Origin of the sequence: Cryobacterium sinapicolor, assembly GCF_004403465.1 — a bacterium.
In the GTDB taxonomy this organism is placed as follows: domain Bacteria; phylum Actinomycetota; class Actinomycetes; order Actinomycetales; family Microbacteriaceae; genus Cryobacterium; species Cryobacterium sinapicolor.
The window spans coordinates 1-5,001 of the sequence record NZ_SOGQ01000006.1 but is presented as its reverse complement, the minus strand read 5'-3'; the positions used below and the strand labels follow the sequence as shown (position 1 = coordinate 5,001).

Sequence of the window (5,001 nt, the reverse complement as noted above, 5' to 3'; positions counted from 1 at the left end):
CTGGCGGCTCCTTAACGGCTACGTCTGAGTGCCGCCACACTGGGCCGTCTGGGCCAACGATCGCTGACCATTAGCCGGTCACGAATCCGCAGGGGCACCAGTAGTACTGTATCTATTGCAGGAATTGCGGAATAGGACTCCCCTGGTATTTGTCCGCCGGAGCGCCGGCCACGCGAAGAACTTCCGCTGTTTCTCTGGGATGCGGGGCGCTGTGTCCGCATTGGGCACGGTCTGCGCGCTCTGATTCAACGTCGGGAATTTCGCGGCGCATATCCTCTCCGGATCCCCGTATTTCCGCGGTTTCACGTCGCTTGTTTTGCATGTTTTGCATTTGAAGAGCATAATTTGCAGACAGGTTGAGGGGGATGATGAGCGTTGCATCGGGCCGAGTAACCCATCTGCCTCTGCGCCCCGAGGCGACCAGCCCGGATGCTGTTTTCACCGACATGGTTGACAGCTGGCGCCGCCAACAGCTCTCCCGCAATTTCCGGCACGAGACCATTTCTGGACGCGAACGAACGATCCGTCGGTTCGCGGACTTCACCGGGCATTTCCCGTGGGAATGGACGTTCGCGGACGTCGAGGACTACTTCGCCTACACGCGCTCCGTATCAAACCTGTCCCAGGCCACCGTCCGCGCCTATCAAACCAACCTCAAACTGTTTTGCGATTTCCTCACCGACCCGGCTTACGACTGGAGCGAAGTCTGCGGACGATCGTTTGGCCGGCCGGTCACTCAGATCATCACCGACTTCAACCGGGCCACCCACACCCAACAGAATGAACAGCAGGCAACGAAACGACCGTTTTCGCGTCGTGAGCTGCAGGACTTCTTCGATCTCGCTGACCTCGAGGTCGAGCGTGTCATCAATTCGGGTCGCAAGGGCGCCATCGCCGCCTACCGCGATGCCATCGCGTTCAAGACCGCCTACGCCTGGGGACTTCGCGCCAACGAGGTGACCCACCTGCAGCTGGTCGACTTCTCGCGCAACCCGCACTCGCCCCAGTTCGGCGACTTCGGCGTCCTCCACGTCCGTTACGGGAAGGCCCAGAAGGGGGCTGCGCCCAAGCGCCGCTCCGTTCTCACCGTGTTCGAGTGGTCACCTGAGGCCGTTCACCGGTGGATCCGCACTGGACTGCCTCACCTTGCCGCTCAACCGACCGACCTGTTCCCGACCAGCCAGGGCTCGTCGTGCCGAAGTCGAATCTGCGTCGACGTTTCCGCGCCTACGTCAATGAGCTGGGCTTCCCGGCCGGCCTGGACATGCATTCCCTTCGCCGGTCCTACGTCACCCACCTGTTCGAGTTCTACGGCTTCGAGCACACGTTCGTCCAACAACAAGTTGGCCACCTCCATGCGTCGACCACATCCATCTACACGGCAGTCTCCAGCGACTACCAAACCCGGGCGTTGAACCGCGTCCTCGAGCGCACGATCAACGCGACCACCAACAGCACCCCGTGGGAGGAAAAACCATGAAACGAGAAATCGAGTACCGCTGGCGCGCACGCGAGCTCATGGCGCGCCATGGCATGAAGAACAGCCGAGAACTCGTCGCCCCGCTCCGAGAACGCGGCATCACCCTCTCGGAGTCGCAGATCTATCGACTCGTCGCCCAAGATCCCGAGCGGATCTCCTTCAAAGTCCTCACCGCTCTCTGCGACATCTTCAACGTTGAGGCGAACGAGCTCGTCACCTTCACCGCAGCGAACGCCAAGAGCCAACGCCAAGAACGAGCGATGGCCTCCGGCGAGAACATCGTCAACTTCGCCGACGCATACAAACCCGTCCGCGCCCGAATCCTCGACGATGACGACTGAGCACCGGCCCCGCGGACGACCCCGCACCCCAGGAGGCAGCCTGCTCTGCGACCGCTGCGGCCGCCAGGTGCCAAAGATTCGAGTGCATTGGCCAGACGGCGCCATCTGCGGGATCTGCTTCACCACAGCGACACACACCCGCGGCCCTTGCGCTGCCTGCGGCGAGACACGCCTGCTCCCTGGCAAAGACGCGGACGAAGCGAATACCTGCCGTGACTGCGCCGGCATCACCACACTCCTGCAATGCGATACCTGCGGCGATGAAGCCGAACGATTTCGCAACGGCAACTGCATCCGCTGCGTCCTCCGCGCCGACCTCACCGCAACCCTCCAGCCCAACACTCCCCCGGACCTCCGGCTCAAACGCCTCGTCGCTGTCTTCGCCAATGCCGAGCGCCCCGAGAGCATCTATACCTGGAAACGCGGCATCGGCGCCAGTGCGCTTCTCACCCGACTGGGCACCAGGGAACTGGCCATCAGCCACGAGGCCTTCGACGCCCTACCCGCATCCAACGCCGTCGAACACCTTCGCGAAACACTCACCCATCACGGCATGCTGCCGCCCCGGGACCGCCAACTGGCGGCATTCGAACGGTGGCTCGAGAAGCGAATCATGTCTCTTGCCGACCATCGCGAGATCCAAGATCCGATCGAACGCTTCGGTCGGTGGCACCACTTGAAACGACTCCGGGCGAAGTCCTTCCCCGGCAAGAACATGAACTTCGCCGTCCGGTCAGCGAAGCAGGAAATCACCGAGTCAGGACGATTCCTCGCCTGGCTCCTATCCGAGCACGACACCACCTACAGCGATATCCGTCAGGCCCACCTCGACGACTACCTCTCCTCCGGACCATCCACGCGCCATGCCATCAACACCTTCATCGCCTCGCTCGTCGCATCACGCGAGATCGCGAAAGTCCGGGTCCCCCGTCGTGAAGCGCAATCGACCCCGATCTTGACGCAGGCAGCCAGAATCGACCACATCCGCGCCTGCCTCACCGCCGGAGAAATGCCCGCCGCAGACCGCGTCGCCGCACTCATCCTCCTGCTTTACGCACACCCTGTCGGAAAGATCGCAGCCCTGAAAACCAGCGCACTCGAAGCGCGACCCGACGGCCTCTACCTGCGCCTGGGATCGGTGCCAGCCCTACTACCCGCACAAGTCGCGGCAACCTTCTGGGACTACGTCCACAACCGCCCCAACCAGCAAACTGTCAACACCGACAGCCCTTGGCTCTTTCCCGGCAACCTGCCTGGCCAACACACCCATCCAGAAAGCATGCTGCACCGACTTCGCAACTGGGGCATCGACCTCAACGGCGTCAGAAACACCGCCCTGCGCGACCTCGCCAGAGAACTCAATCCCACCGCTTTGGCCACCTCCCTGGGCTACAGCAGCAAGATAGTCCACCAGCACGCTGCCGCCGCCGGAGCGCCACACGCCGACTACATCAACCTCAAATCATCACAGCTGCAGACCCCACCCAGGCTCAGTTCCGTGAAGGATTAGAATCCTTCCGGATACCGCTTGACTCTGGCGTATCCGCAATTCGTGCGAATCGGAGGGTTGACATCCTCCGCCGATCCATCAATTCTGCGCTGTAGCCACACCCTCGCACGGCGGGGAACGTGCTCCACGGTTTGTGGGTACCGCCAGTCCACAGAGTTGGTCTGCCCAAACCATGCTGTCCTCACTGGGACAAGGTGACTTAGCCCAAACCGAGGCTCTGAAATCAAACGATAGTGTCGCCCTAGGGAAGCTGGCTCTGGGCGCACTTCTCTGGATCGATGCCAGCCTCGAGCAGCTGCGCCCAAACGTCCTCGGAGGACTCCTTTGGCGGAATCCCCATGGCGGTCAAGCATGCCTGATAGACGCGATTCGCCGTCGAGTTATCCTTGTTGAGATATTGCCACTTTTCATCAATGCGTTGGAACTCGGTGAAGTAACAGCGGTCATAGTCACCCGAGTCGTACGCTGAGGCAAGCATCGAATATGTGATCAAATACTCGCCCTCCTCAACACCCACCAGCGGCTGTTTGGCACCCGTCATGCACGCATCGAAACGATCGAATGCCGCCCTATATTCTTCTTGTGTGACCCCATTCTCCAGCTCGATCAGCTGCTGGTCCGAGGCCACAATTTCTGGCAAATTCTCACGCGTTACCGGTGCATCTCCGGCAGACGCGGTCAAGGCCGCACACCCTGTCAGCAAGAGCACCGCGGCGGTTGCAGCTGCAAGCGTTGCAATTCCTCTGAGCATTCCAAACTCCTTCATCACGTCGTGAACGCGCCGAGCCCCGTGGCTTGGTGGATTCCTGCATAGGTATAGGACTGGTAAACAACGGAACTGGGATATCCGTACGTTGCACCAGACAGATAATTCGGAGAGCCTGGGTATGAGTTATACCGGACTTGGGTCCACGTCGAGTAGGCGCCGCAGCCACCAGCCGGATAAGTCTGGGCACCGCCCGACCACGAGTACCCTTTGATCGAGCCTGAGCCCGACGGACACGCCCTTGATGTGTTCCCGAGAGCAGCAAGCAGGCAACGCACTGGCTAGTGCGAGCGCGACCGCTGCCGAACCCGCCAGAACGACGTTCCTGAATCTTTTCGACATTAATCCCCCCAAATAAGTCGACCACACCTTCGTGGAGTAGCTGCAGAATATGGTAACGAGCATGCGCCGTCAATGATTTCGCCAAGCGACTTGCACCGGATATGTTAACGGCTGCTTTACCCTCAGCATGGAAGCTGCGGCTTCCCGGCAATCTGACTGGCCAGCACACCCATCAAGAAAGCATGCCGCACCGACTTCGCAACTGGGGCATCGGCCTCAACGGCGTCAGGAAACACGGCCCTGCGCGACCTCATCAGAGACGACCTCATCCCACCGCCTCGGCCAACTCCCTACCGCAGCAAGAAATTCCACCGGCACGCAGCCGCCGCCGGAGGCCATACCCCGACTATGTCAACCTCAAATCATCACAGCTGCCGCCCTCGTCCTGGCTCAGTTCCGTGAAGGATTAGGGCCCTTTCAGATAAGTCCAGTTCCCGCTCGACGGGCATGATGTGAGTATTCGATCGTCTGAGCCCCACCCGATCGTGCGCTTGAGCCCCACCGATCGTGCGCAGGAGCACCAGTGGTGGTGTGGCTCAGCACCACCGGTGCTCTCTGTCAT

At 60.9% G+C, this 5,001-nt stretch carries 5 protein-coding genes and 1 pseudogene; 4 read left to right on the top strand and 2 right to left on the bottom strand.

Features of this window, described 5'->3' with window-relative positions:
- Positions 1 to 365 precede the first annotated feature (365 nt).
- Positions 366 to 638, top strand: a pseudogene (locus E3T28_RS17660) (tyrosine-type recombinase/integrase); the annotation flags it as partial.
- Here E3T28_RS17660 and E3T28_RS17205 read toward each other — a convergent pair.
- Positions 612 to 1,031 (bottom strand): hypothetical protein, encoded by a 420-nt coding sequence (locus E3T28_RS17205; protein ID WP_241979098.1) that lies wholly within the window; start codon positions 1,029 to 1,031, stop codon positions 612 to 614. The pseudogene E3T28_RS17660 and the gene E3T28_RS17205 sit on opposite strands and share 27 nt — an antisense overlap.
- 161 nt (positions 1,032 to 1,192) lie before the next feature.
- On the opposite strand from E3T28_RS17205, the gene E3T28_RS17200 reads away from it, so the two are divergent.
- The 3 genes from E3T28_RS17200 to E3T28_RS00395 all read left to right on the top strand — a co-directional run bounded on the left by E3T28_RS17200 (position 1,193) and on the right by E3T28_RS00395 (position 3,331).
- Positions 1,193 to 1,480 carry a tyrosine-type recombinase/integrase gene (locus E3T28_RS17200; RefSeq protein ID WP_241979097.1) on the top strand — a complete coding sequence of 96 codons (288 nt, stop codon included), beginning with the start codon at positions 1,193 to 1,195 and terminating at the stop codon, positions 1,478 to 1,480.
- On the top strand, positions 1,477 to 1,821 hold the full coding sequence (locus tag E3T28_RS00400; RefSeq protein WP_134426825.1) for a helix-turn-helix domain-containing protein: 345 nt from the start codon (positions 1,477 to 1,479) through the stop codon (positions 1,819 to 1,821). Before E3T28_RS17200 ends, E3T28_RS00400 begins: the two co-directional genes overlap by 4 nt.
- A gap of 82 nt (positions 1,822 to 1,903) precedes the next feature.
- Positions 1,904 to 3,331 (top strand): site-specific recombinase, encoded by a 1,428-nt coding sequence (locus E3T28_RS00395; RefSeq protein WP_241979096.1) that lies wholly within the window; start codon positions 1,904 to 1,906, stop codon positions 3,329 to 3,331.
- 241 nt (positions 3,332 to 3,572) lie between these two features.
- Here the strand turns inward: E3T28_RS00395 and E3T28_RS00390 are convergent, their stop codons facing one another.
- On the bottom strand, positions 3,573 to 4,082 hold the full coding sequence (locus E3T28_RS00390; RefSeq protein WP_134426823.1) for a hypothetical protein: 510 nt from the start codon (positions 4,080 to 4,082) through the stop codon (positions 3,573 to 3,575).
- Positions 4,083 to 5,001 lie beyond the last annotated feature (919 nt).

Excerpts from the sequence above, each read along its gene's own strand:
- E3T28_RS00400 (WP_134426825.1), top strand. The coding sequence starts at position 1,477 with ATGAAACGAGAAATCGAGTACCGCTGGCGCGCACGCGAGCTCATGGCG.
- E3T28_RS00390 (WP_134426823.1), bottom strand. The coding sequence starts at position 4,082 with ATGCTCAGAGGAATTGCAACGCTTGCAGCTGCAACCGCCGCGGTGCTC.